This is a genomic window from Paenibacillus diazotrophicus, from assembly GCF_042610465.1.
Map to the genome: position 1 here is coordinate 74,243 of NZ_JBGJZN010000002.1, position 24,736 is coordinate 98,978.

The 24,736-nt window shown below is 49.4% G+C and carries 24 protein-coding genes; 21 read left to right on the plus strand and 3 right to left on the minus strand.

The annotated features are described in order from the left end of the window. Positions 1 to 96: 96 nt before the first annotated feature. A complete protein-coding gene (locus ACAN54_RS11620) occupies positions 97 to 1,977 on the plus strand; it encodes an ATP-binding protein (protein ID WP_379154376.1) in 1,881 nt (626 codons plus the stop codon). Between the two features lie 2 nt (positions 1,978 to 1,979). Here the strand turns inward: ACAN54_RS11620 and ACAN54_RS11625 are convergent, their stop codons facing one another. Together ACAN54_RS11625 and ACAN54_RS11630 are read right to left on the minus strand one after the other, a co-directional pair. Continuing rightward, positions 1,980 to 2,219, minus strand: a complete 240-nt coding sequence (locus ACAN54_RS11625; RefSeq protein WP_379154378.1) for an NHLP leader peptide family RiPP precursor — start codon at positions 2,217 to 2,219, stop codon at positions 1,980 to 1,982. Between the two features lie 82 nt (positions 2,220 to 2,301). Continuing rightward, positions 2,302 to 3,237 carry a hypothetical protein gene (locus ACAN54_RS11630; protein WP_379154380.1) on the minus strand — a complete coding sequence of 312 codons (936 nt, stop codon included), beginning with the start codon at positions 3,235 to 3,237 and terminating at the stop codon, positions 2,302 to 2,304. Positions 3,238 to 3,367: 130 nt separating this feature from the next. Here ACAN54_RS11630 and ACAN54_RS11635 point away from each other — a divergent pair, with 130 nt between their 5' ends. Beyond that, entirely contained in the window at positions 3,368 to 3,682 is a 315-nt protein-coding gene (locus ACAN54_RS11635) for a hypothetical protein (RefSeq protein WP_379154382.1), read from the plus strand. A gap of 46 nt (positions 3,683 to 3,728) precedes the next feature. Next, the gene (locus ACAN54_RS11640; RefSeq protein WP_379154384.1) at positions 3,729 to 4,805 is read left to right on the plus strand and encodes a Gfo/Idh/MocA family protein; all 1,077 of its coding nucleotides are present in this window, start codon (positions 3,729 to 3,731) and stop codon (positions 4,803 to 4,805) included. Between the two features lie 122 nt (positions 4,806 to 4,927). Here ACAN54_RS11640 and ACAN54_RS11645 read toward each other — a convergent pair whose 3' ends face one another. Then, positions 4,928 to 6,841 carry a beta-N-acetylhexosaminidase gene (locus tag ACAN54_RS11645; RefSeq protein WP_379154387.1) on the minus strand — a complete coding sequence of 638 codons (1,914 nt, stop codon included), beginning with the start codon at positions 6,839 to 6,841 and terminating at the stop codon, positions 4,928 to 4,930. 84 nt (positions 6,842 to 6,925) lie between these two features. Between ACAN54_RS11645 and ACAN54_RS11650 the strand changes: the two genes are divergently transcribed. The 18 genes from ACAN54_RS11650 (at position 6,926) to ACAN54_RS11735 (ending at position 24,735) form a co-directional block, all read left to right on the plus strand. After that, the gene (locus ACAN54_RS11650; protein WP_379154389.1) at positions 6,926 to 7,780 is read left to right on the plus strand and encodes an AraC family transcriptional regulator; all 855 of its coding nucleotides are present in this window, start codon (positions 6,926 to 6,928) and stop codon (positions 7,778 to 7,780) included. A 145-nt stretch (positions 7,781 to 7,925) separates the two neighbouring features. Further along, positions 7,926 to 8,096: a hypothetical protein gene (locus tag ACAN54_RS11655; RefSeq protein ID WP_379154391.1), complete on the plus strand. Its 171-nt coding sequence runs from the start codon at positions 7,926 to 7,928 to the stop codon at positions 8,094 to 8,096. 149 nt (positions 8,097 to 8,245) lie between these two features. Further along, positions 8,246 to 8,431 (plus strand): hypothetical protein, encoded by a 186-nt coding sequence (locus ACAN54_RS11660; RefSeq protein ID WP_379154393.1) that lies wholly within the window; start codon positions 8,246 to 8,248, stop codon positions 8,429 to 8,431. A gap of 190 nt (positions 8,432 to 8,621) precedes the next feature. Beyond that, positions 8,622 to 10,067 (plus strand): sensor histidine kinase, encoded by a 1,446-nt coding sequence (locus ACAN54_RS11665; RefSeq protein WP_379154395.1) that lies wholly within the window; start codon positions 8,622 to 8,624, stop codon positions 10,065 to 10,067. Between the two features lie 23 nt (positions 10,068 to 10,090). Beyond that, complete coding sequence (locus tag ACAN54_RS11670; RefSeq protein WP_379154397.1) at positions 10,091 to 10,726, plus strand: response regulator; 636 nt, start codon at positions 10,091 to 10,093, stop codon at positions 10,724 to 10,726. Positions 10,727 to 11,130: 404 nt separating this feature from the next. Then, positions 11,131 to 11,871, plus strand: a complete 741-nt coding sequence (locus ACAN54_RS11675; RefSeq protein WP_379154399.1) for a YveK family protein — start codon at positions 11,131 to 11,133, stop codon at positions 11,869 to 11,871. After that, on the plus strand, positions 11,855 to 12,496 hold the full coding sequence (locus ACAN54_RS11680; RefSeq protein ID WP_379154401.1) for a CpsD/CapB family tyrosine-protein kinase: 642 nt from the start codon (positions 11,855 to 11,857) through the stop codon (positions 12,494 to 12,496). The genes ACAN54_RS11675 and ACAN54_RS11680 overlap by 17 nt, the downstream gene beginning before the upstream one ends. Before the next feature lie 78 nt (positions 12,497 to 12,574). Next, entirely contained in the window at positions 12,575 to 13,462 is an 888-nt protein-coding gene (gene galU / locus ACAN54_RS11685) for a UTP--glucose-1-phosphate uridylyltransferase GalU (protein WP_379154403.1), read from the plus strand. Between the two features lie 54 nt (positions 13,463 to 13,516). Next, positions 13,517 to 14,209, plus strand: coding sequence for a sugar transferase (locus tag ACAN54_RS11690; protein ID WP_379154405.1), 693 nt, complete (start codon positions 13,517 to 13,519; stop codon positions 14,207 to 14,209). Between the two features lie 19 nt (positions 14,210 to 14,228). Continuing rightward, positions 14,229 to 15,170: a glycosyltransferase gene (locus ACAN54_RS11695; RefSeq protein ID WP_379154407.1), complete on the plus strand. Its 942-nt coding sequence runs from the start codon at positions 14,229 to 14,231 to the stop codon at positions 15,168 to 15,170. Positions 15,171 to 15,178: 8 nt separating this feature from the next. Next, entirely contained in the window at positions 15,179 to 16,525 is a 1,347-nt protein-coding gene (locus ACAN54_RS11700) for an O-antigen ligase family protein (protein WP_379154409.1), read from the plus strand. Then, positions 16,522 to 17,295: a WecB/TagA/CpsF family glycosyltransferase gene (locus ACAN54_RS11705; RefSeq protein WP_379154412.1), complete on the plus strand. Its 774-nt coding sequence runs from the start codon at positions 16,522 to 16,524 to the stop codon at positions 17,293 to 17,295. Before ACAN54_RS11700 ends, ACAN54_RS11705 begins: the two co-directional genes overlap by 4 nt. Beyond that, entirely contained in the window at positions 17,292 to 18,758 is a 1,467-nt protein-coding gene (locus tag ACAN54_RS11710; protein ID WP_379154415.1) for an O-antigen ligase family protein, read from the plus strand. Before ACAN54_RS11705 ends, ACAN54_RS11710 begins: the two co-directional genes overlap by 4 nt. Continuing rightward, positions 18,724 to 20,103: an oligosaccharide flippase family protein gene (locus tag ACAN54_RS11715; RefSeq protein WP_379154418.1), complete on the plus strand. Its 1,380-nt coding sequence runs from the start codon at positions 18,724 to 18,726 to the stop codon at positions 20,101 to 20,103. The genes ACAN54_RS11710 and ACAN54_RS11715 overlap by 35 nt, the downstream gene beginning before the upstream one ends. Before the next feature lie 263 nt (positions 20,104 to 20,366). Next, complete coding sequence (locus ACAN54_RS11720; RefSeq protein WP_379154421.1) at positions 20,367 to 21,221, plus strand: glycosyltransferase family 2 protein; 855 nt, start codon at positions 20,367 to 20,369, stop codon at positions 21,219 to 21,221. Beyond that, positions 21,208 to 22,401, plus strand: coding sequence for a glycosyltransferase family 4 protein (locus tag ACAN54_RS11725; protein WP_379154425.1), 1,194 nt, complete (start codon positions 21,208 to 21,210; stop codon positions 22,399 to 22,401). The genes ACAN54_RS11720 and ACAN54_RS11725 overlap by 14 nt, the downstream gene beginning before the upstream one ends. Then, entirely contained in the window at positions 22,395 to 23,534 is a 1,140-nt protein-coding gene (locus ACAN54_RS11730; protein ID WP_379154429.1) for a glycosyltransferase family 4 protein, read from the plus strand. The genes ACAN54_RS11725 and ACAN54_RS11730 overlap by 7 nt, the downstream gene beginning before the upstream one ends. Before the next feature lie 100 nt (positions 23,535 to 23,634). After that, on the plus strand, positions 23,635 to 24,735 hold the full coding sequence (locus tag ACAN54_RS11735; protein ID WP_379155843.1) for a glycosyltransferase: 1,101 nt from the start codon (positions 23,635 to 23,637) through the stop codon (positions 24,733 to 24,735). The last annotated feature ends 1 nt before the right edge of the window (position 24,736 follow it).

Genomic DNA, 24,736 nt, shown 5'->3' on the forward strand with positions numbered 1-24,736 from the left:
AACAGAACAATAGTTTCTGAAATTTACTTCTGAGGTGCTCGCATGCGCTTGCTCACTAGAATTCTACATCTATCGGTAGTTCTATTCGTACTTTGTATGGCTTGTAGTGTGCTTCAGGCATCCGCAGAAGGTCATTACAGCTCCACAGAAATCACCAGCTGGCAGATGAAATGGGGAAGCCCGGATGGGGAGTCAGGCCGGGAGGTTCCGCTTACGGACGGACAAGGATGGATCGAGGTCCATGCACTGCAAGGTACACCAGAGCTTCCCAGTGGTATTTCCTCCGCATGGACGCGTATAGCATTGCCGGCGAATCAATATACTTCACCTGCGGTCTACATTGATACATTATACGCGCTGCATGTAAAGGTGTATGTTGGGGAACGTCTTGTCTTCGAGGGCGACCGCAACTACATTCATGACAATTATTCATTGCTTATCCCTCTCAGTGCCTCAGATAACGGAAAAACCTTATACATATGGACAGAGACCCTGCAGGATCGTATCGGAATTAAAGACAAGGCGCTGCTGGGTGAGCACAGTATCCTAATTAAGGACTATTCAAAAAATGGATTGGTCGACATAGTCTTGGGCGGCGCTTTTTTATTCGTGGCTATCGTTCTTTTTGTCTGCGCGTTTTACTTGAACAAGGAATATTTCCCTATTGCCGCTGCGCTGTCTATAGTTATTGCCTCTACCGGGGTTCTATCGATCACATATTCTCCTTTTACGTACACCTTCTTCAGGTATTTAGGCCCGCTTAGCGTCGTGTTCTTCGATCTAGCACTGCTGTCGCTGCTGCCTGCATTGACCTTTTTATTTGAGAAAATTTTTGGCAGCGGCAAGCATGGTATCATCCGCCGATTCCGTAAATTCCAGGTGGTCTATTCCATATTCTGCATTGCCTGCATGATTGCTAATTATCTGTCGGGCAACCGGCTGGTGGAGTTTTATTATTTTGTATCGGCCACCCTCATCGGTATTATCATGATTCTGCAATTCATCCTGCTGATCGCCTGCGTTATCCTGTTCTCTCTGAGGGGCAACAAGGATGCAATCACCTTCGCTATTGGATTTGGTGTTGCTGCCTTAACCGGGGCGGGTGAGCTGATCTGGTACTATATCCAGCAAGGCAATTATGATCTATTCTATTGGAAGTGGGCGCTGGTGGTGTTCATTCTCTCTTTGATCATCATCCTGGGGCGCCGTCTCGCTTTGAACCATCAGCAGGTTGTCAAATATTCACGGGAGCTGGAGCTGTTCAACAACGAATTGCAGAGGTCCGAAAAAATGGAGATTATCAGCGAGCTGGCTGCATCGGTGGCCCATGAGGTGCGCAACCCCCTGCAGGTGACAAGAGGGTTTCTGCAGCTTCTAAGTGAAAAGTCGAGCGGTGACGAGCGAAGATATTTATTCATGGCCCTTAGCGAGCTGGACCGCGCGTCCAATATCATTACGGATTTTCTCACCTTTGCCAAACCGGAATTCGAGAAGATCTCACTGCTCAGTGTCCGGGATGAATGTAAGCATATCGAGAGCATTCTGCTGCCGCTATGTCATTTGAACGGTGGCAAGATGCTGCTTGAGGTCGCCGACCATTTATGGGTAAAGGGCAACTCCTCCAAGTTCAAGCAGGCATTCATCAATATTATCAAGAACAGTATTGAGTCGCTGGGCGAAGATGGTAGCATTCATATTATGGCCTATGCCAAAGAGGATAAAGTATTCATTCATATCAAGGATAACGGGTCGGGGATGGATCCATGGGTTCTGAGCCGGTTGGGAGAGCCTTATTTCTCTTCTAACAAGACTAAGGGAACAGGACTAGGACTCATGGTGACGTTCCGGATTATTGAGGCGATGGGGGGCGAGGTACGCTTCATAAGCACAAAAGGAGCCGGAACCGAATCCATTACTATTCTGCCCTTGGCAGAAGCGCCGGATGGTTCTGGCTCCTATGAAACTGAGCTTGTATAGGATTACCAGGTGCTAAGTGTGGTGAAGTCCGTTTTCATTACGCCGGATGCCGGGCTTGGTGGGATAACCAGATAGAATTCGTTGGATCCTTCTTCAACGGTCTTGAGAGTAATATCATCGGGAAGTTGAATGCCTAGCGCTTCTTGGAGGGCTGCTTTCGGATCAGTGAGTAATCTTTGCTTGAAACCCGGATCTTCCCATGCCTTTTGAATCACTTGATTTCGGAGAACTGCTTCTGACAAAATAATCACCCTTCCAAAATGGTTATATTTTCCTGATTAGTATAGCATAGCCCAGTCTATTATTCTATATCCTATTTCCTATTTACAGATTTATATGTTTGGATAACCAATAGGAGAGACCCCCTTGTTGTAAAAGCTTTTTCTCCGCCTCAATGGTTGCTGCGATGTGTTGTAGATTCTTGACCATCATCTGGTGGAAGGATAGGAGATGGGGGACGTTCAGTCGGCATTGTTCAAGCTTCCTGTGATTGGACACTGCTGTCCCGGCATATTCGGCCAGTCCCCCTGTGGTGAAGATATATTCTTTGACTTGCTCTTTTGTAAGCGCTTCCCTCTGTAGGTTGAAATGTCCGCTTGCCAGTGACAACAGGCAGTTGTAGCTTCCGCCGTCAAGATCCTGCTCCCAATCCTCGTAGTCGTCCAGCATTTGCAGAGTAAGCAGCGCAGTGTGGAGCACCTCCTCCGCTTCTGTAATCAAAGGGGCATTACCGGAATACAGCAGAATCGCTGTGCTGGTAAGCTTCAGAGGGCTGGCCTTGTGAGAAATCTTCAGGCGGTCATTCCGGAAATAATCTCCATGCGCCTCACCGGCCATGCTCTCCGCCCACTCCAGGATATACCGGTTGAAGCAGAGCCAGAAGAGCGAGTCCGCCGGGAATAAGGGCCTGTATCTGTTGAGGAATTCAACATACAGCAGATTCGCAAGCGGCAGCTTCCCGGCTGCACGGTCCAGGCTGCTGTCGATCAAATCATCCTGAATGAAGAAATACAGCATGCAGAAAACATTGCCGGCCGACAGCTGCCGGACTTCGTCATCGGTAAGACCGTAGCCGTCCCTTAGCCAGAAGGGCAGCAGATAACAGATATAATTTTTGTGACTTCCTGCACTGAAAACGTTAAACTGATCGAGATAGGACAATCCTTGTGTTCGAAGCGGTTCAGGGAAGCCTGAAATAATGTTGCTGCAGTCTTGAAACACTAAACGGAGATCTTCATCGAAATCATGCAGCCAATCCATAATTGGTCTCCTTTTATCAGTTTTTTGTGTGTAAATCTATGTATTAACCATAGGTAAAAAATGGTTTTCGAGATGATTATAGTCTTCCCGTCAGGTCTTTTCAATTAAAATTCGAGGGGGGAATTATAATATGGCATGGTACACGTTTGGGCAAATGCTAATGCATATCCGCCTTGGACAAAAAGCAGCTACTCCAGATGGACGTACGGTGCTTCGCACCTCTGCCGGATTACTCTGGCAAGGCGGGAGGATGGACGGGATCATCGTAGAAGTTAAAGATTATCTGTTCTCTGATCTCTGGCGGATCTACGAGGACGAAGCAAGCCTTAGGGAGAGCCATAACCGGGATTTATTGGAGCGGCGAGAGCGGGAAATGCTGGAGAATCAATATGAAGAACTACGTTGGAACGATATGGAGGAACAGAGGGGGAGAAGGGAAGAATAGTTGTACTGCGCACGAACAGAATTATGAAGTGGAAGGGGAATAGGGTGTGGATAAAATTGTATTTGGACTGGTGGGCGGGGGCTGGCGTGCGGAGTTTTATTTGCGGATCGCCAGAGCACTGCCGGAGCGGTTTGCGGTCGGGGCTATGTTTGTCCGGAATAAGGAAAAGGCTGCAGCACTTAGCAGAGCTTGGGGCGTAAGCGTATATACCACCATTGAGGAATATATCGCGTCTGGAGCTTACTCATTTACTGTTGCGAGCTTGAAAAAGGATATCAGCACAGCATATGTGATCCGATTGGCGGAGGCTGGAATTCCAGTGCTCGCTGAGACGCCTCCCGCTTCTGATCTGAAGCAGCTTCAGGAACTGTGGAATCGTGTAGGCAGCTCTGCAAAGATCCAGATTGCCGAGCAATATTTGTTCCAGCCGATGCATGCGGCAAGAATTAGACTGGCTGCATCGGGAAGGCTAGGAACCATCAGCCAGGCTCAGGTATCCGCGGCGCATGGTTACCATGGAATCAGTCTAATCCGGCACTTGCTCGGTATCGGCTTTGAGGATGTCAGCATCCGTGCGCAGAATTTCCGATCCCCGATTATTCAAGGACCGCAGCGCAGCGGCCCTCCTTCCGCGGAAGTGCCGGTGCAGACTGTCCAGACTCTGGCAACGCTGGACTATGGAGACAAGCTGGGCGTATTCGATTTCACCGGTGACCAGTATTTTTCCTGGATTCGCGGTAACCGTGTACTGGTTCGCGGGGATCGTGGTGAAATAAGGGATCAGGACATATCCTGGCTGCAGGACTATGATACACCCCTGTACAGCACACTGCGCAGGATCGATGCGGGACATGGCGGCAATCTGGAGGGCTTTTATCTCAAGGGGATTATGGCAGATGGAGAATGGGTGTATAACAATCCCTTTGGACCTGCGCGCCTGTCGGACGATGAGCTTGCCATCGCTGAGAGTCTTGCCCGGATGCAGCATTACATCCAAGGCGGGCCATCCTTCTATAGCCTGGCCGAAGGAAGCCAGGACCAATATTTGGCGCTGCTGCTGGAACAGGCCGCCGATAGCGGCGAGACGGTAGTGTCGCAGCGTCAGCCCTGGGCGGCGGAATAAGGCTGCGCGGCCGAGCGGGATGAAGAACCAACAACAGCAGAAATGCCGTTGTAATTAATAAAGCTGCCTGTTCGCATATTGAGATGCAAACGGGCAGCTTTTGGCTTTTTACCAGTTGGATTTTAAAGCTCTTTAGCCAGTGTTATATATTCGGAGCGCAGCCGGACCAGCTTCGAGACACTCTGCTCTAAGCCGCCGGGCCGGTTGCGCTGGATCCACAGCTGGCGGTAGTGGTGAAGCAGGAGGTCGAGGTCTTTGATCTGCCGCTGGATCAGCGCCGGGTCCAAGAGCTTATCCCCCTTTGCCAGTTGTTTCTTAATCCGGGCCAGCTGTACCGCATGCTGTACAAAATGAATACCATTCTGAAGCTCCTCCAGAACAAGACGGGCATCGCCGCATCCCAGCTCCAGCTGGTCGAGCTGTAAGTCGATTCCTTCTATATATTGCTCCAACTGATCAAGGTGTTCATCCGTTAACTTGCTGACAAGCTGTATCTGATGCAGTGGGGAGCGCAACAGCATGGACATTTCCGTATCATTTGGACGGACTACGCCAGACTCATACTTGTAATAGTTGCCCAGATCGAGCAGCAGCCGCCCGATTGTGCCCGAACGGTCATGAAACACGGCTGTGTTCAGGTAAGCTGCAACATCGGCCTCCAGATTGTTCTCTACATTCCAGGCTACTGCTGCACCGTAGGCAAATCCGGCATAGCTGACCGGCAGGTGCTGCCAATGTCCAAAATCTCCCCAGTCGGTAATCAGGTAGCCGATAGCTCCGTTATTCTTGCCATGCACCGCGGCGCTGCGCAGATTGGCCAGCATGTTATCGCTGCGGCCTGTGAGTGAATTCCAGGAGCTGGTTCCGGGGCATACATAGAATGGGATTCCGGCTTCCCGGAATTTCAGCGTATCTGCTTCAAACGGATGAGCTGCGCTGTAGCCCCATTCCATGGCAATGATATCTTTGGGCAGCTGGGGAATGAGCTCAGGGTGCTGGATGATAATATCTCCCCAAAATTGCATGGTTTTGCCGCGCTTCTGGACAAGTTGATGAATTTTCAGCAGGAAAGATAAATAGAGCTGACCTTTGCCTATGGCCTCGGCCGATACTTTGCTTTTGCCAAGACCTAGTTCATACGTCTCATCACAGCCTACATTGAAGTGCTCCGATGAGAAGTAGGGGAGGAGATCATCATACATGGTGCCAAGCAGTTCAAGGACTTCAGGATCCTCAGTATGGAAGGTACCCGGGTGCATAAACAGCCCCTCAGGGTACATTTCACTATCATACATATGCTCTGGAAGCATGAAGCCTTCAGGGGTTTCGGCAAGGGCGTTGAACTCCGGACGGGTCAGCCACCCCTCCATGTGCCCGAAGCTGTTTTGATTCGGAACCAGCTCGATATAACGTTCCTTGCAATAGGCATCCAGCAGCAGAATTTCCTCGCCGGTGATGGGGGTCTCGAGCTCCCAGACGTGTGGAAAAGACTCATAGGCAAATGGAGAACCTTCTATATATAACTGCAGCTGGTTCAGCTTCACATCCGCCATGAAATCTATGATGTGGTAAAGGGTTTCGAGCTTGGGGATTTTGTTGCGGCTGATATCGATCATCAGTCCCCGGGCGGCAAAGTCCGGCTGGTCGGTAATCTGCAAGTAAGGGATGCTCCTACCGTAATGCTGCAAAATTTGTTTTAGCGTGGCTGTAGCATAAAAGGCTCCTTGAGGAGAACCATAGATGACAGCAATTCCACTCTCATCGACGCGGATTTCATAGCCCTGTGCAGGCAGCAGGGGACTATAACTAAAGTGATAGACCGAACATGTGGCTGAATGTGTGCCTACAGACAGGGAAAGGCTGATCTGAAGAGTCTGCGACACGATGTGCTGAAGCCGGCGCGCGGCAGGGAGGACGGAATCTTTTGCTTCAGCCGCTAGAACTATGCTTCCTGCGGGAGGATGCTTGAAACGGCCGTCTGACACGTTCAACACCTGTGGCTTCGGAAACAGCAGCAATGGATGATTTTCAGACATAGCGTGAACACCTCTTGTTCATGTAGAATATGATCATCTTCAGAATAACCATATCACTCCTGGATACAGGGAGGAATGCACATGATGTTCGAGGTCATGGATTATATGATCAGTCCATACCCCATAAGGATTATTGATCCCAGAGTAGAGTCTTCCAGGCTTAGGCTGAAGACGATACAGATAGGCCAAACGGGTCATCTGCCGGGAAGGATATTGTTTCGTTCAAACGCAGTATTCGAGCATTGGGCACTTGTATATATATTATCCGGGAACGGAACCTTTATGGAGAACGATGGCAAGATACAGCAGGTACGTGCCGGCAGCCTGTTCTTCTTCCGTCCTGGCTGTAATTACTGCTTCGGGCCTCAGGCGGGAGGAAGCTGGGATGAATATTATATTAATTTCACGGGTACACGTGTGACTGAATGGCTGGAGGCAGGACTTATCGAGGGGGGGAGAGTATTTGAGGCGGCTGCGTTCTCGGGGCTTTCTTCCATTTTTGAACAGGTGCTCAGACTGATGGAGGGCGGTGTTCCGGCGGATGCCGACAGGGCGGCAGCCATGCTGGAGGGGATATTGCTGGAGTGCTCCCTAATCACTCAAGGTTTTTCCTGGACACGGGAGGCTGACATTATGCCCCAAATCCGCGAAGACTTGAACTCCTGCATCTACGGTAAGCCAGATCTTCGGGACATTGCCGCCAGACACCATATTTCGATGTCCACACTCCGCCGGCTTGTGCGGCGAAGCAGCGGGTACCCTCTGCATGAGTATATTCACCGGCTCAAAATGGCAGAAGCGAAGCATCTGCTGCTTAACACCTCCCTCCAGGTCAAAGCGATAGCCGGGATGCTGCATTATGGCGATTGTTTTTATTTTTCAAGGTTATTTAAGAAATATATGGGAGTGTCCCCACTCATTTGCCGCAAAAGTCTATAATTACCGACAAAATTCTACTTTAATTGATCTAAGTGTGTCGGAATTTGCGGTTTTTTCATTGACACCGGCAAAAATAGGATGTTATTATTTAGGTGAAATTAGCAGAATCACGATAGTTCTTATAGACTATGCCGGAGATGAAGCCATGAGAGAATTTTACTGCATCAGTTGCCGCAGTCTCCATAAGGTGGATACACCAAACCACACTGTACGTATTTTGTCCACCGGGTATCATATCGTTGGCGAACAACGCTATCAGATTTGCATTTGTAATTCATCCAAGTTGCCCAAAGCCTTGCCAGCGGTAGCCGAATAGACTGCGAATGCCTGGAAAGATTACGACAACCATAGATTTTTGCTTCCGAAACAGCCAGTCCCTTTTTAGGGGCAGGCTGTTTTATTTGGTCTGCGGAGATTCAGGAGGAGTCTGGTAATTATTGTAATCGCTATCATTAGAAAAGAAGGATGGGATTTGATAATCCTATGAAAAAAAAAGCCCTATTTTACGCAAAAATCCCCAATTGTAAACGTTATCAGCAAAAAGGGGAACTTGTTATTGTGATTTTTCTCATGTATGATGCTTTTAAACAAAGCTTAAATAAGCTCGCATTTTCCACAAACTGGAGAATAGGGTGGTGGGATGAAAATTAAAGCAACCGCGGAAGACAGAATGATTGCACTTTACAGAACGATTTCTTTGTCCCTCACATCACTGATGTACCTCCTTGACCATACGGGGCCTTCCGTCTTTTCTAAATCCCTATTAATCATCTTGTTATTATTATTTGCCCAAATATTCACTGTTTATTATCGGAGGCTTCGTAAATGGCCGCGCGTTCTTATGCTTGCAGTGAGCATAGAGATCGCTGGAATGATTGTACTGACGTTGTTTACTGGCGGGTATGACAGTCCTTTTAAACTATACGTTCTTAATCCGGTTCTCATCGCTGCAGGTTCTCTATCTTTTTATTTCAGTTGGAGCCTGTTGCTTGGTTATTTTGGCATATTTGCCGCATTTTGTTACTTTTTTATGAACACTTCCGGCAAAACTTTTGCAGAAGCAGTGCTTGATAACGGCAACCTGTTTCTAGTCATGGTACTTACGGTTATAATTATGCAAATGGTCAATCGGATGAAGCGGCAGCGGGAAGCGGCAAACGCACGGACGAACGAAACCATGGAGCACATTAAATCGCTCTATCACATTGTGGAGACTTCAAGTCAGCATGATTTCATGAACATCGGGCAAGTCATTACGGATTATGTGGTAAAGCTTACTAAGCTGGACAAAGCCTTGTTTTGGTTTGCAAAAAAGAGTGGGGAGCCTGCCCCTGAGAGTCGCCAGACCGGCTGGCAGCAGGAGGAAGAATGGTACCTGTTCGCAGAGCTGGAGAAGCACGAACATGAATGGAGACTGCAGCGCGAACCGGTATTCAAAAGCCTACCCGGACTCGGAGACTTTCTGCTTATGCCCGTGAGAATGAGTACACGTTTTGTGGGCATGATTGGCGTCAAGCTGGAAGCATCGGAGGGCCTGGAAGGCCGCAGATGGTATATCCAGCAGCTAATGTTCCTCTCGGAGCTGAGCGCCATTATTCTTGAACGCCATGAGCTGGGCGTGATTGAGAACCGGCTGATCATCACCAATGAGCAGAACCGGATTGCCGATGAAATGCATGATAGTGTATCGCAGAGCCTTTTTGGCATTGTCTATGCCACTCATTCTCTGAAGCAGACGTGGCGGAAGATGTCCGAATCCGAGCTGGAGGAGCAAATTGAACTGATCCATGATTCGGCAACCAAGGTTGCCAAGGAGCTGCGCATTACGATCTACAGCCTCAGCTCCAAAAAGAGCGGCGGTCCCACATGGCTGGGCATGGTCAGATCACATTTGAAAAGCTTATCCAGGCTGAATGATGTGGAAATTGAATTAAAAATAACGGGGGATGATTTCAGTCTTCCTTATCCTTACCACAAGGCGCTCTTCCGGATTATATCCGAAGCGACAGGCAATGCCATACGTCATGGTGCTGCCAGCCGGGTGGATGTCGAACTGTCACTGAAGCCGAAATGGATCAGACTATCGATAAGCGACGATGGCGTTGGTTTCGATACTGATCTGCTCTGGACCGAATCCGAGGATAATTCCGGCGGATTAGGCATGAAGAATATGCAGTATCTGGCACAGTCCCTAGGCGGTGACTTCCAGTTGTCCAGCAGTGAGAATGCAGGCACCAGAATTTTAATTTCGATACCTGTCGGCGTGGCTGAACTGAAAAATGCATAAACTTTAGGCAGGAGGTCGTTCAAGTGAAAATCGTCATTGTTGATGATCATCCATTGGTTAGAAGAGGACTTGCGGCGGTCATTTCTATGCAGGCGAATCTGCATTTTGCCGGCGAAGCAACGAATGGCCAAGAAGCGCTTCTGATCATAGAAGAGACACAGCCTGATCTTGTGCTTATTGATCTTAAGCTGGCCGATGAATCAGGTCTGGATGTCATCAAAGCAGCGCGTTCACGCGGGATGAGCAGCAAATTCATCCTGTTAACCTCTTCGGCAAGCCGGGAGGATTTCCTGAAGGCGGAAGAAGTGCTGGTTGACGGGTACGTGCTCAAAGAAGCTTTGCCTGAGGAACTGCTGTTTGCCATTCAGCTGGTTCATAAAGGCCGAAAGTATTATGACCCCGGACTGATGGAAGATAAGATGCGGATGAACGGCAACAGTCCGACAGATGAATTAACTCCCAAAGAAAAAGAAGTGCTCATTGAGCTTGGCCAGGGTGCCAGCAACCGGGAGATCGCTTCCAGGCTGTTCATCAGTGAGTTCACGGTGAAGAAGCATGTTAGCCAGATTCTGGCGAAGCTCCAAGTAGCTGACCGGACACAAGCAGCATTGTATGCAAACGCGGTGGGGCTCACCAAATATGAAATGTCATACGATTAACTTCCATTTTATTAAAAATATGTTAGATACACGGACATCCTTGTCCGTGTTTTTTTGTTTTCTTTTGGAAGGGTTTTCACAAATTTTGCATTCATTTTACATTAGCAGAGCCGCCTGAACATTACCTGAATATAACCTGGACAGGATGTTACCTGCCCAGAAGTCTGCTAAACGCCTATATACGTAGCTATTAGTGCCACGGCTTGTAAGGATTTTCAAGTCATATACTACTAAAGTCTACCATGCGCCCCCTCTTTTGTAGCAAAGCCTCTCACACGAAAGTGAAGATTAAAGTGATGGTATGACCCATGTGGGGATTCCCTAGGATTGATAGAATAAAAGCAAGATATCTGAAACTTTCATGATTGCTTTCAGAATGTAACGAATGCGGAAGGAGGGTTACTGTGGAAAAGACGATTTTGGATTACATTAACCTGATTAAGAAAAGGTTATGGTTGATCACGCTGTTTGTACTCATCTCATGCGCCACTACCTATTATGTCAGCCAGAACTTCGTCGTGCCTGTCTACTCAGCCTCCGGACAGCTGCTCGTCAACAACGCCGCGAATGTCCCCGAGAGCAACAACCTTAATAATCTGAACTTCAGTCTCAACCTCATCGAGAGCTATAAGGAAATTATGAAGTCGCCCACGATTATGAAGAGTGTAGTAGCAGAACATCCGGAATTCAATCTGACAGAACAGCAATTGGCTGGCAAGCTGCAGATCAAATCTTCGGAAAAGAGCCAGGTGATCAACCTGAGCGTGCAGGATGAGAACTACGCCAAAGCCGCTATGATCGTTAACGCGGTTTCGCAGACATTCATCCGCAATTTGCCGGCACTGATGAATCTGGACAACGTAACATTCCTGACTCCGGCTGATCCGGCAGATGTTCCTGGACCTGTTAATGGTGGAGCGACAATGAACATCATCATTAGTTTTGTAGTTTCACTGATGGCAGCTATCGGAATTATTCTGCTGATGGAGACTCTCAACAGCACACTCCGGACAGAGAAGGAAGCAGAGTTCGATCTCGGACTTCCGGTTATCGCCAGCATTCCTGTGATCCGCAAACGCGATTTAGGAAAGGCAGCAAATGCTAAAGCAAGAGTAGGGGAGGGTGCTTATGTTACGGCTGAATAAGAGTCTGATTGCAGACATCAATCCTTCCTCACATATCTCTGAATCCTTCCGCTCGCTGCGCACGTACATCCGCCAGCTTGGTCTTCTGAAAGGCAACGGAGGGCAAGTGCTGCTCTTCACCTCTGCCGAAGGCGGAGAAGGAAAAACAACGATATTGTCGAACCTTGCAGTTTCTTTTGTACAAGACGGCAAGAAAGTGGCTGTGGTTGATTGCAACCTGAGACATCCGGGACTGCACAACGTGTTTGAGGTAGAGGGCAGCCAAGGGCTTGCCGCATACCTCGGGGGCAAGGAAGAAGCAAAGGATATTGCCGTTTATGGCAATCTGGCTAATCTGGCTGTAATTCCTGCCGGTATTACCAATGTGAGCCCGCCGGATCTTCTGGGCAGTGAGCGAATGGCTGCTCTGCTAGAGGATTTGAAGGCAAGCTTTGATCTGGTGCTGCTGGATTCGCCGCAGGCGGTAGAATACAGTGATGCGCGTATCCTGGCTCCCCTGGCAGATGGATTGATTATCGTCGCCAGACACGGCAAGAGCAAACGCGAGTCGCTTAAGAAGCTGAAAGTCCTAATGGAGCAGACAGGCGTGAAGATTCTCGGAATTGCTATGAATCAGACCAGATAGTACTTCCAAGCGGGTTTTGTTCTAAAGAGAAAATGAGTGGAGCTAATACTTACAAAACTTTTTAGGAGGTAAGTGCGGATGAAGAAGGTAAAGAAAGTAATTATCCCTGCAGCAGGACTAGGAACGCGCTTCCTTCCTGCGACGAAAGCAATGCCTAAGGAAATGCTACCGATCATTAACAAACCCACTATTCAGTACATTGTGGAAGAAGCGATTGCTTCCGGTATCGAAGACATCATTATTGTTACAGGTAAGGGAAAACGCGCGATTGAGGATCACTTCGATAACGCTTTTGAACTGGAGTCCAGACTGCTGGAAGACGGCAAGCTGGAGCTGCTGAAAGAAGTTCAGCGTTCATCCAAAGTGGAAATTCACTACATTCGCCAAAAAGAACCTAAAGGCCTGGGCCATGCAGTATGGTGCGCCAGACGGTTTATCGGAGACGAGCCCTTCGGAGTCATGCTTGGTGACGACATCGTAACCGGCAAAGTACCCTGCTTGAAGCAACTCATCGATCAATACGAGGAAACGCAGAATTCGGTAATCGGGGTTCAGGAGATTCCTGATGAATTCACCAACCGTTACGGCATTATTGAACCCGATTTGCAGGATGGACGATTGTACCGGGTTAATAATTTTGTCGAAAAACCTGCGCTTGGCACCGCACCTTCCAATCTGGCGATTATGGGACGTTATGTGTTCACTCCAAAGATCTTTAAATACCTGGATCTTCAGGAAAAAGGCGCAGGCGGCGAAATTCAGCTGACAGATGCTATTCAGAAGCTGAATCAGAGCGAGCGCGTATACGCTTATAACTTTGATGGTACGAGATACGATGTCGGCGAACGACTGGGATATATTTTGACTACCCTTGAATTTGCACTGCAAAGCGAGGATCTGCGGTATCCGGTGATGGATGCAATGGCAGAGTGGCTCAGTAAAGAGGGATTAACGCTGAATAGCTAAAAACCAGGTTTATACTTTTTGAAAAGAGCAAACTTTTAGGAGGAATGAGGAGAAATGAGCATGCAAAAACTGCCGGAAGACTATGAGGCCGTCCTGCCGAAACTTTACATGCTACATGCCAAAGAAGGAAGTAAAGAAATGGATTCCTATCTGGTGATGAAGCGGATTATTGACATTTTTTTCTCCGCTCTTGGCCTTCTCGTGCTGCTGCCGCTATTCATAGTGGTAGCAATCCTGATTAAGCTGGAAGACCCGAAAGGAAAAGTATTCTTCCGTCAGAACCGGGTTGGCAAGGGCGAGAAGCTGTTTCCGATGTATAAGTTCAGATCCATGGTCTCCAATGCCGAGGAACTGAAAGCAAATCTAATGGCCTATAACGAGGTCAGCGGTGCAATGTTCAAGATCAAGAACGATCCCCGTATCACCCGTATAGGTAGATTCCTGCGCAAGACCAGCATTGATGAATTGCCTCAACTCTGGAATGTGCTGATGGGACATATGAGCCTCGTCGGCCCCCGTCCTCCACTAGTGGAAGAGGTTGCCCAGTACACGGAATATGATAAGCAGCGGTTGATGGTTACGCCAGGCTGCACAGGTTATTGGCAGGTAAATGCGAGAAACAGTGTTGGATTTGATGAAATGGTTCAGTTGGATCTGACCTATATTCATATCCGCAGCACCATGCTGGATCTCAAGATTATCTTCAAGACTGGCCTGATGCTGCTCGGCTCCAAAGATGCGTATTAATAAAATGGAAATTGGGTGAATGCCGATGCTTGTATACGGAGACGTTCCTAAGATTTCCATAATCATCTGTACCTACAACAGATCCGCTTTACTGCTTAAGACGCTTCAGTCGCTATTACCGCTGGAGAATCTGGATCAGGCCGAAGTCATTGTGGTGGATAACAGCTCCAAGGATGATACGGCAACTGTAGTCAAGCGGTTTATGGATACAGAAGGTACAGATATGGATATCCGTTACATTCTGGAGCCGGTACAAGGATTATCGGCGGCCCGGAATACAGGGATTCTGGCTTCCAAATCGCCGCTCATCGCTTTTCTGGATGATGATGCGATTCCTTGCCAGAATTGGATAACGACAATTGAAAGTACGTTTGCGCAAAAGCCCGAGGTCATGGCCATGGGTGGCAAGATTGCTCCCATCTTTGAGAGTAAACGTCCGGATTGGCTGATCAAGCCGTTCGAGCTGCCTTACACTATCGTTGATTTGGGCAATCGCATTAAGGAATATCCGAAACGGCTGCATCCCTGCGGCGCCAATATGGCGATGCGCAAGGTGGCCTTCGACATTAGCCTGTTTCCTCTGGAGCTCGGAAGAAAAGGAGATTCACTTCTTTCCGGTGAAGAGACCTGGCTGTTCAATCAGATTGAAAGTCAAGGACATTCGATTCTTTATCATCCAGAGATGGCTGTCGATCATTTCGTACCAGCCAACCGTTTGACTGAAGATTGGATTATGAAAAGATATTACAGCCAAGGCATATCCAACGCGATGAAAAGCGATGGTGTGAAAGGAAATCTGCTCCTGCTGGGTAAGACGGCCGCCAAAGTTATCTATGTGATGGCTGATTCGATCCTCTCCAGAAGCCAGGGAAGAAGACTCCTGAACAAATGCCGGCTGGAGAGTATTCGCGGAACTCTTCATATGATCTGGAACCGGAAGAGGGAATCCGCAGCGGGGTGAGGGAGACAATGACGAATTTTGAGTGGGGCTCCAAAATAAATGCTGTACCATACGGAATGCTCTATCTCATGTCCGCCCTGTTCTTAGGAACAGCGGTCATCTATCAGCCAGTAATAGCGATAGCAGCCGTTCTCCTGATTATATTGCTGGTTGTCTCGATCTCTCGTCCTGAACTCATCAGCTATTTCGTCCTGCTGACGACAGCGGTCTCCATCAACTTTCTGTATCCCGGCAGCATGTTCGGCGTAGAAATTCTCTCGCTTTACAAGCTGGTGATCCTGATGCTGCTGGTACCCTGCATTCTGGTGAACGGACTGAAGTTCCGTCTCAGCCCGCCCCTTTGGGCGATGGTGGGACTGCTCTTCATCACCTTTGGCACCTCCATTTGGCTGCCTGAGATGAGCGGATCCATTGCGGTGAAGGCATTTATCGGCTTATCCCTTCCTTTTGTTTTTCTCTTGATTAACTGGAAGAAGGAAGTGGCCGAACGGCAAATCCGCATTATTGCTTCGCTTCCACTGATCAGCGTGCTGGCTGGAATCGTACTGCAAGTTGCACATCTTCACGCATTCCTTGATGTGGAGTTCACCGGTGCTGTACGGATTCAGGGAGCGAACATCCCTGCACATCTTGCGATGCTGGCCTTCATAGGCGTGGGAATTGCCTTCATTGAGATCAAACGGAGTCCGCAGCATGCACGCTTTTTCTATACCATGCTGGCATTGAACTTCCTGATTCTCATTGGCACCGGGACACGCGGACCGATATTGGCACTGGTGTTAATGGCTCTGTATTATTTCTACGATATTTCGAAGCAGTACCTGAAGGGCAGAACACAATTTCTGATTCCGCTCCTGTGCTCGGTTATTCTGATCTTCTCAGCAGTATATCTGCAACTCGACAACATCAAGAAGCGTTCCTTCGAACGCTCGACGGAGACGACGGTTGACTTATCGGGACGCGCAGAAGCCTGGGAATACTTCCTGAACAAGGCGGCAGATTCTCCGTGGTCGGGCAGAGGACTTGGAGCCGTTACAGTGGCGAATGACGGAACACTGTACAAAGGATTCGTGGTTCCCCACAACGAATATATCCGCTTTTACTTTGATGGAGGGTATATCGGAGCCATACTGCTCCTCATTTCATTGTTGGCTGTATTTACTCTGGTGTACAGAGCTTTGGCACGGCCAGTCAAACCATATTATCTGTTCTTCATAGCAGGGTTTATGATTTATTCGTTTTCTGATAACACGCTGTCGACGGTCCAATCGATTATTCCATTCTGTTGGTACCTGAACTGCCTGTATCGATCTTCACAGCAGGCCGATTCCCCACAAAAAGAAGTGATACGATGAACCAAGTGAACATGTTCGATGTCAATTTCGATAACTATGATTTCATGGATCTGCTTGATTACATTGATAAGACTATTCAGGAACGGTCACAATCGTACATCCTGACCTGCAACGTCGATCATGTCATCAAGCTTCGCAAAGACAAAGAGTTCCAGACAGTATATTCCGAAGCAGGTGCTGTAGTAGCAGACGGAATGCCGCTTATCTGGGCCTCAAAAATGCTGGGCAAGCCGCTGAAGCAAAAGGTATCGGGAGCAGACCTTTTCAGCCGCCTCGGCAATGCCTTTGAACAAAGGAAGTACCGGCTGTTCTTCCTGGGTTCAGCGCAAGGCGTTCCGGAGCAGGCAACCAAGAATCTAAAAGCGGCCTATCCTGACATGAATATTGTCGGCTGCTATTCTCCTTCCTACGGCTTTGAGCACAACGATGAAGAGAACCAACGTATTATCGAAATGCTGACGGAAAGTCAGCCGGATATTGTGTTCGTAGGCGTGGGAGCGCCGAAGCAGGAGAAATGGATTTACCGGCATTACAATTCTTACCGGGCACCGATCTCTATTGGCGTAGGAGCCACCTTTGACTTCCTGTCAGGATCAGTGAAGAGGGCGCCGGATTTCATGCAGAAAACAGGGCTCGAGTGGTTCTGGAGACTTAGCCAGGAACCGGGGCGGCTCTGGAAAAGATATCTTGTCGATGATGCCCAATTCCTGGTTCTGCTGCTCAAAGAGCTGCGTAAACGGGACAAAGCAAAGGGAGGCAGGCTCGAATGAACTTAAGTCTTCCGTCCATGAAGTCAGCAGGAATGCTGCTGCTGATCTGCGGTATATGTCTTGGGCTTCCGCTGATGATCGGATTTGCCAGTGCGAAGCTCAGTTCTTCCAATAGTCTTCAGGGGATTATCCTGGCGGGAATCCTGTTTCCGGCCTTCCTGCTGGCATTGTTGAAGCCGAAGGCGCTTATCGCCTATACCTTGCTGGTCTGGGCGGTAGCTCCAGAGCTGCGGCGGATCGCTGATTGGTCGGAAGGAGTCTACCATTCTGTATCACTGCTCAGTCTGGCGCCGCTGCTGACGGGTGCTACCCTGGCGATTCCGGTGCTGGGAGAGATTCACCGCATGCGCAAATCCTCCACCCGGATCATCCTGTTATTCTCGGTGGCACTGGCTTACGGAGCGCTGATTGGCCTCGCGAAGAACGGTATAGGCTCGGTGTACGACCTTGCGAATTATATCGTGCCCTTGCTGCTGATTCCGTTCTTCGCCGTAACCCGCTTTAGCCCGAAGGATATTGACCGGTTGCTGTATGCTTTTGCCAACCTTGCAGTTCTTGTAGCCATATACGGAATCGTCCAGTATTTGACCGTTCCGCCATGGGATGCCTTCTGGATGAACCATGCCGACATGATGTCCATTGGTACACCGTATCCGTTGGAAATCCGGGTTTTCTCCACACTGAATTCTCCCGGACCTGCGGCGACCTTCCTGGTATTTGCCCTGGTACCGATGATTCTGGAGAAAAGATGGCAGGGAACGTTGCGCTGGATCGGCGTTATGCTTGTTGTCATCTGCCTTCTCACCACGCTGGTGCGTTCCGCCTGGCTGGTGATGCTGGTTATGCTGCTGGTATACATCGCTTCCTCCCCGTCAAAGGGCAAGTGGAAGGCGTTACTCCAACTGGTCTTCGTCGCTGCCGCATTGTTCTGGATTGTCCCTAAGCTTCCAGGTGCAGAAGGACTGGTCGCCCGTATGGAGACATTGACCTCTGTGCAGGAAGATCACTCCTATAATGAACGCCTGAGTCTATGGCAGAACATGCTTCCGATGGTAGCGTCCAATCCGGTCGGCCAAGGCATAGGCAGTGTAGGCCAGGGGACCAAGATTGGCAACGGCGGAGAGCTGGGGGAATACGGGAACATGGATAACGGTGTGATCGCCTTGCTGCTTACCTTCGGAGTTCTGGGTGCCTTATTCTTCTTCGGTGCGCTTGGCGCAGTGATTAAACAAATTGTAGTCAGAGTGACCAGCAGAGACAGTCTTCAGCCTTATGCCCGGTTATCGTTGGCAGCATGGATGGGGGCAGTGGTCAGTCTGGTATCGGACAACGGTTTTCCCGGACTCAAGGGCTACCTGATCTGGATGTTGATCGGGCTCGGACTTGGGGCCAAAGAGATTATTGATAGCAGAAAGAAGGGAACACCACATGCAGCCATTGAACGCAAAATCACTTCCCACTAGCACGGTCTGGTCCTCGCTTCGGCGGTTTACCAAGAGCAAGGACAATAGCTCTGCTGCTGTAAAGACCATGTTCGTCAGCGTACTGATCCTGCTGGTTAATATGCTGACTGGTGTGCTGACCGCCCGCTACCTTGGGCCGACAGGACGCGGCGAACAGACTGCTATGGTGAACTGGTCACAGTTTCTGGCGTTCAGCATGAGCTTCGGTATTCCATCGGCACTGATCTATAACGCCAAAAAGAATCCGGATGAGGCGGGGGTACTCTATCGGGTGGCCCTGCTAATCGCTCTAGCATTCGGCACATTAGCCATGATTGTCGGCATCATTATTCTTCCATATTGGCTGAAATCCTTCAGCCCGAATGTCGTACTGTTTGCACAATGGTCGATGATCCTGTGTCCGCTGATCGTAGTCTCACAGATCAACAATGCAGCCTTTCAGTTCAGAGGAGATTACAAGACCTTCAACTGGATGCGGTATCTGCTTCCGCTGCTGACACTGGTGGCCATCGGAATTCTGATTCTCACCCATTCGATGAATCCTTTTACAACGGCTTTGGCGTATCTGTTGCCTTCGGTGCCAGTCTTCATCTACATGACGATTACACTGCTCCGTACTTACAGGGTGAAGATGAAGGATGCTTACAAGAATTTCAAAAGATTGTTTACTTACGGACTGGGTTCCTACGGCAATGATTTGCTCGGACAGTTCTCCTTCTATATCGACCAGATCATTATCGCCGGGCTGCTACGGCCAGCCGATCTGGGGTTGTATGCGGTAGCGGTAAGCCTCTCCCGGATGGTCAACTTCTTCTCGAACTCGATCACCGTGGTGCTCTTTCCAAAAGCTTCCGAGCTGTCCAAGGATGAGGCCATTTCTCTTACCTTCAAGGCTTTTCGGATCAGCACAACATTCACCCTTCTGGGTTCACTGTTCCTGATGCTGGTAGCACCATTCGTGATTCCGCTGCTGTATGGGAAGGATTTCAACACTGCGCTGACGGTGTTCCGGCTGCTTCTGCTGGAAGTTACGATCAGCGGAGGCACATTGATCCTGGCCCAGGCGTTCATGGCACTCGGCAAACCGAAGTTCGTATCGATCCTGCAAGGGGTCGGACTGATACTGGTCATCCCGCTGCTGTTCCTGCTGGTGCCGAAATTCGGATTGTTCGGGGCTGGTGTGGCGATGCTCTCATCGGCGGTGCTGCGGTTCTTGTTCATTATCCTGAATATCAGATACAACCTGAAGGTCAAACTGCCCCGCCTTATCATTAACGGGGATGACATTCAGTGGATGAAGACAACGATGAATTCTTATATCCGCAAAAAACCTATGGATACCTAAGCAATTAAAGCAGATAAAGCATTTAAACGGTTGAGCGAGCAGAGGCACGATGCGAGCAGTGTTTTTGCTTAAAAGAAAAAAGGACAGTGTGAGAGGAAAGTAGAGAAATTTTGGAGCTGTAGAAACAAAGTGTCCGCCTTTGTTCTCTGATTTCAACCGCAACCAGCGGTTCCATCAAAGAAATCAGAGAACAACAGCGGTCGAAAGCCCAAACATTTCTCGAATTGACGACAAACACTGGACTGAAAAAGGAGGATACCTTCATGGATTCAGTGAAAAGCGTGCTTGGCGGCCCGGGCAGTTACCCGATATCGGCTGTCATCATTGCTCAGGATGACGAAGTTCGAATATCCAAAGCAATTCAGTCCTGCCGACTATTCGCCGATGAGGTGGTTGTAATCGACGGAGGGAGCAAAGACGGGACGGTGCAACTCGCCGAAAGCTTAGACTGCCGGGTGTTCGTTAACCCATGGCCCGGATACGCGAAACAAAGGGAATTCGGAGTGGAACGCGCCGTCCATGATTGGGTCTTCCTGATTGATACCGACGAAGTGGTCAGTGATGAGCTGGCGCAGGACATTCTGGACCGCAAGCCGGGTCTTACAGATCGGGAAATCGCCTTCTCGCTGTACCGGATTGGTGATTTTCTGGGCAAGTGGCTGGATAAGGGTGAATATCTGGTGCGTCTATACAACCGCAAGGCATATGCCATCCGCAACAGTCTGGTGCATGAAATACCAGAGGTACCGGAGGACAAGACGGTCAAGTTGAATGGAACGCTCTGGCATCAGGGCTTCCGCAGCATCAATGACCATGTTGCCCGCTTTAACAAATATACCGATCTGGAAGCCCAAACGGCTTATGCCGCCGGCAAGCCCTTTAAGATCAGCCGCTTGCTGATTCGCCCCCCGGCTCGCTTTTTACAGAAGTATTTCCTGCACGGTCTGTACAAAAAAGGAATTTCAGGGTTTGCGGTATCCATATTCTGGGTGATGTATGAATTCATGGTCGGCTTCAAGCATTACGAATTGAACAGCTCCGGCAAGCTGGCCCGGCACAATGCACTGGGTCAGGCGGAAAAAGAGAAAAAAGGGGAGAGAAGCTATGCCGTACAGTGACGGATTGAACATTATGACTACCGGCCTTAGCTGGCCCTCTTTACAGCCAGGCGGACTTAACACGTATTTCAAATCCGTCTGTGAGCAGCTCTCTTCACGCAATAATGTGCATGCGCTGATCTGCAGTCAAGAGACGCCTACCACAGCCAAAGAGCTGATTATCCACAACGCCGGTGACCCCAAACAAACCATTTGGAAGCGTAAGGAAGCGTTCCAGCGCAAGGCGGCAGATCTGATGGGAAATGGCAGTGGACGTATAGATATACTCTATTCCCACTTTGCACCTTACGGAATCGGGCCGGCAATCGAAGCGAAGAAACGCGGCATTCCCGTGGTTATGACCTTCCATGGTCCATGGAATGAAGAGATGAAGATCGAAGGTCAGGGGATCAAACACCGGGTCAAAACAACCATAGCGAAATCGATTGAACATAAAGCGTATAAGCTTGCGGACAGATTTATCGTACTCAGCGAATACTTCCGCGACATGCTGCACAGCCTGCACGGGGTGCCGCTGCATAAGATCACAGTGATCCCGGGAGCGGCTAATGTGGAACGTTTTATTCCCGCTACCAATCGTCTGGCAGTCCGGCGGGGGCTGAATCTGCCGGAGGGAGCAACCACTGTATTGACAGTGAGACGGCTGATGAACCGGATGGGACTGTTGCAGCTGCTGGAGGCCTGGAAGCAGGTAGCCGAGCGTTTCCCGAACGCGATTCTGCTGATTGGCGGTAAAGGCCCGCTGCGCGGGGAGCTGGAAGAGAAAATCTCTGACTACGGACTTGGCAACAAAGTAAGGCTGCTTGGCTATATCCCCGATCATGAGCTGGCCTCCTATTATCAGGCAGCAGACATGTTCGTGGTTCCATCCCAGGCACTGGAAGGATTCGGACTGATCACCGTCGAGGCCCTTTCTTCCGGGCTTCCTGTAATGGCAACTCCGGTAGGAGGCAATAAAGAAATTCTGATGGGATTCCGTCCGGAACTCTTGTTCAAAGGGTCGACCAGTGATGATATGGCAGAAGGTATGATTCACATGCTGAGTAACCGTAAGCTGCTGCCTGGCCGTGATGAATGCAGAAATCACGTATTAGAGAAGTATACCTGGCAGCATGTAGGCGACCAAGTAGAATCCGTATTCCTTCAAACCTTGGGAAAGGGTGTGGCAGCAGGATGCTAAAAGTCGCTTATATTGATCACACCGCCAAATGGAGCGGAGGAGAGGTCGCACTGTTCAACATTCTCACCAATATCGGTGAACAGATTGAACCGCTTGTGATCCTCGCCGAAGAGGGAACACTTGCCGAACGTCTCCGTGAAAAAGGTATTGATGTACGTGTCATTCCGCTGGATGAGAACATCCGCAGCCGCGGACGCAATGCCGTCAACCTCGGAGCACCTGCAGCCGCACTTGGACTGCTGTCTTATGGACGCAAGCTGGCTCCTATTCTCAAACAGGAAAAAGTGGATTGTGTGCATACAAATTCACTCAAATCAGCGTTCTACGGAGCCGTTGCCGCCAAGAAAGCGGGCGTGCCGCTGATCTGGCATATCCGGGATCATATCGGCGCTCCTTATCTTAAGCCGGTTGTCGCTAAGGCCATTCGGCTGATGTCACGCCTCTTGCCGAACGGTGTCATAGCGAATTCACAATCTACGCTGAATGCACTGGAACTGCCCCGTACCAAAAAGACACTGGTTGTCTACTCCGCTTTTGCCAAAGCGATTGGCGAAGGCATCGGCATACGGGACCAGAAGGACTTCAATGTTCTGCTGGTAGGACGGCTTGCGAACTGGAAAGGCCAGCATATCGTCCTGGAAGCAGCCAAAGCGTTTAAGAACGATAGCCGGGTGAAATTCTGGCTTGCCGGAGATGCCTTGTTCGGTGAAGAAGAATACAAAAATGAGTTAATTCAGAAGATGCAGCAGGATCAATTGACCAATGTCAGCCTGCTGGGTCATGTGGAAGATATACAAGGCCTAATGAATAAAGCCGATCTGCTGATTCACACCTCGATTACGCCTGAACCGTTTGGACAGGTGATTGTCGAAGGTATGGCGGCTGGACTTCCGGTCATTGCCTCCAATGAAGGCGGACCGGTAGAGATCGTAGTTCCCGGTGTAACGGGACTGCTGATCCAGCCTGGAGACCCAGTCGTACTTGCAGACTCCATCACCTGGATGCTGAACCATCCCGAAGAGCGAAGACGGATGGCGGATAGTGGAATGAAACGGGTGAAAGAGCATTTTGTCATTGAGAATACAGTCAAGGATATCGTCGATTACTACAAAGGTTTGCTGGCGGCGACCTGACCTAATGTAAGACAAAAGCTTGTAGCTCGATCAGGAACTAATACATCCATGCGTTCACTACTTGATGATGCTGCTCCATAAAACTTTGAGGATGATTCACATGAAAATTGCGATAGCGCACGATTACTTAATCCAAATGGGCGGGGCGGAAAGAGTAGTGGAGGTATTCCACCACATGTATCCGGATGCTCCGATCTTCACGACGGTTTTTAACGGAAGCCGGCTGACCGACAACCTCAAAGACGCGGATATCCGGGCCTCCTGGCTGCAAAAAATTCCGGGAGTGAAGACCAATTTTAAAGGGGTGCTGCCGCTTTATCCCATGGCCATCCGTGATTTGGACTTTCGCGGGTATGATATCGTCCTGAGTTCCAGCAGTGCTTTTATGAAAAGCATACAGGTACCCGAGTCTACGTTTCATCTTTGCTATTGTCATACTCCGATGCGGTTCGCCTGGGACTATGACACTTACATGGAGCGGCAATCGAATTCCGGATTGTTCAAAAGACTGCTAAAGGTATACATGCAGCGGCTTAAAAATTGGGATCAGCGGACCTCCAAAAATGTAAACCAGTTCGTTGCCAACTCGTCCGTGGTTAAAAAGCGGATTCAGAATTATTACCACCGGGACGCGGATGTAATTTTTCCACCGATTAATACGGCACGCTTCAGCAGTTCGTCCTCTATAGGCGACTACTACCTGATCGTATCCCGGCTTGTATCCTACAAACGGATTGATCTGGCGGTGGAAGCTTTCAACCGCAATGGTCTGAAGCTGTATATCGTCGGTGACGGGCCGGACCGCAAGCGTCTGGAGGGCATGGCCAAAGACAATGTATCGTTCCTGGGCCGGCTTGAGGATGCGGAGGTTACGGGGATGATGTCGAAGTGCCGGGCATTTATTTTTCCCGGTGAAGAGGATTTTGGTATCACCCCGCTCGAGGCGAATGCCGCAGGAAGACCGGTGATTGCCTATCAGGCCGGAGGGGCGCTGGATACCATCGTACCCTATGTCAACGGTGTATTCTTTCAGCACCAGGAAGTTGATGATTTACTTAAGGCCATTCATGAAGTGGAGTCCTATGCGTGGGACATTGGGCAGATTATGGGCCATGCGCGTAAATTCGATGAACAGGCGTTTATGGTTCAGTTCAAGCAGTATGTGGAACAGGCCTACGTCAATTTTCTAAAAGGAGGATGAT

Bases quoted from the DNA above. Each gene is read 5' to 3' on its own strand.
- ACAN54_RS11620 (WP_379154376.1), top strand. From the start codon at position 97: ATGGCTTGTAGTGTGCTTCAGGCATCCGCAGAAGGTCATTACAGCTCC.
- ACAN54_RS11630 (WP_379154380.1), bottom strand. From the start codon at position 3,237: ATGGATTGGCTGCATGATTTCGATGAAGATCTCCGTTTAGTGTTTCAA.
- ACAN54_RS11635 (WP_379154382.1), top strand. From the start codon at position 3,368: ATGGCATGGTACACGTTTGGGCAAATGCTAATGCATATCCGCCTTGGA.
- ACAN54_RS11645 (WP_379154387.1), bottom strand. From the start codon at position 6,841: ATGTCTGAAAATCATCCATTGCTGCTGTTTCCGAAGCCACAGGTGTTG.
- ACAN54_RS11650 (WP_379154389.1), top strand. From the start codon at position 6,926: ATGTTCGAGGTCATGGATTATATGATCAGTCCATACCCCATAAGGATT.
- ACAN54_RS11655 (WP_379154391.1), top strand. From the start codon at position 7,926: ATGAGAGAATTTTACTGCATCAGTTGCCGCAGTCTCCATAAGGTGGAT.
- ACAN54_RS11660 (WP_379154393.1), top strand. From the start codon at position 8,246: ATGGGATTTGATAATCCTATGAAAAAAAAAGCCCTATTTTACGCAAAA.
- ACAN54_RS11665 (WP_379154395.1), top strand. From the start codon at position 8,622: ATGCTTGCAGTGAGCATAGAGATCGCTGGAATGATTGTACTGACGTTG.
- ACAN54_RS11680 (WP_379154401.1), top strand. From the start codon at position 11,855: ATGTTACGGCTGAATAAGAGTCTGATTGCAGACATCAATCCTTCCTCA.
- galU (WP_379154403.1), top strand. From the start codon at position 12,575: ATGAAGAAGGTAAAGAAAGTAATTATCCCTGCAGCAGGACTAGGAACG.
- ACAN54_RS11690 (WP_379154405.1), top strand. From the start codon at position 13,517: ATGAGCATGCAAAAACTGCCGGAAGACTATGAGGCCGTCCTGCCGAAA.
- ACAN54_RS11695 (WP_379154407.1), top strand. From the start codon at position 14,229: ATGCCGATGCTTGTATACGGAGACGTTCCTAAGATTTCCATAATCATC.
- ACAN54_RS11700 (WP_379154409.1), top strand. From the start codon at position 15,179: ATGACGAATTTTGAGTGGGGCTCCAAAATAAATGCTGTACCATACGGA.
- ACAN54_RS11705 (WP_379154412.1), top strand. From the start codon at position 16,522: ATGAACCAAGTGAACATGTTCGATGTCAATTTCGATAACTATGATTTC.
- ACAN54_RS11710 (WP_379154415.1), top strand. From the start codon at position 17,292: ATGAACTTAAGTCTTCCGTCCATGAAGTCAGCAGGAATGCTGCTGCTG.
- ACAN54_RS11715 (WP_379154418.1), top strand. From the start codon at position 18,724: ATGCAGCCATTGAACGCAAAATCACTTCCCACTAGCACGGTCTGGTCC.
- ACAN54_RS11720 (WP_379154421.1), top strand. From the start codon at position 20,367: ATGGATTCAGTGAAAAGCGTGCTTGGCGGCCCGGGCAGTTACCCGATA.
- ACAN54_RS11725 (WP_379154425.1), top strand. From the start codon at position 21,208: ATGCCGTACAGTGACGGATTGAACATTATGACTACCGGCCTTAGCTGG.
- ACAN54_RS11730 (WP_379154429.1), top strand. From the start codon at position 22,395: ATGCTAAAAGTCGCTTATATTGATCACACCGCCAAATGGAGCGGAGGA.
- ACAN54_RS11735 (WP_379155843.1), top strand. From the start codon at position 23,635: ATGAAAATTGCGATAGCGCACGATTACTTAATCCAAATGGGCGGGGCG.